At 57.4% G+C, this 840-nt stretch carries 1 protein-coding gene; it reads right to left on the reverse strand.

The features are described from left to right. The coding region (locus I6F38_RS43260) for a group II intron reverse transcriptase/maturase (RefSeq protein WP_225164697.1) at positions 1-840 on the reverse strand (840 nt) is incomplete at both ends.

Genomic DNA, 840 nt, shown 5'->3' on the forward strand with positions numbered 1-840 from the left:
CCAAATAGCTAACGTCTGGTTGATGTAGCGGGCCAAAGGATAAAGCGCTGAGCGCGTGTATTGCCCATAATAAGCGATCCACCCCCTAACCATCGGGTTTAGCTCGCGAGCAATATCGTCCAGCGTCACCTCGGTTCGCCTGCGAAGTTTCAAGCCTCGGACCGTCGCCCGCATGGCGTTCAGCGCTGGTTTGCTGACCGCTGGGGTGAACCCACAGAACATCTTCTGCGAATGCGGCCCCAGGACCGATCGTGGCCGGAAGCAATAACCGAGAAAGTCAAACATGACCGTCTCGCTTTTACCTCGGCGTCGATCATCCTTGCAGTAGACGATCCTCGTCTTCGTAGGATGCAATTCCAGGCGGCACTTCGCCAGCCGAGCCTGGAGCGCTTCGCGAACGCTTTGCGCCTCCATCTCATTCCGACAATGTACCAACCCGTCATCCGCATACCGACACCACCTGAGATCGGGGAACATCCGTGCCATCCAGAGATCAAATGCATAGTGCATGAAGAGGTTGGCGAGGATCGGGCTCACCACGCCCCCTTGTGGGGTACCGCGGCTTCGCTCGATTACCGTTCCATCCTCCTGCACCATCGGCGCTGTCAGCCATCTTTCAATGTAGAGCAGCGCCCATGCGCACGTCACATGTTTCCGGACGGCCCGCAGCAGAAGCTCGTGGTCGATATTGTCGAACAGTCCCTTGATGTCGAACTCCAGAACCCAATCGTACTTCCAGCACCGCTGTCGCGTCACGCCTACGGCATCGAGAGCCGATTTACCGGGTCTGTAGCCGTAAGAATCTGCCAGAAAGATTGCGTCGAGAGCCGGCTCAATCAG

This window comes from Bradyrhizobium sp. BRP56, from assembly GCF_020194035.1.
GTDB classification, from domain to species: Bacteria; Pseudomonadota; Alphaproteobacteria; order Rhizobiales; family Xanthobacteraceae; genus Bradyrhizobium; species Bradyrhizobium australafricanum.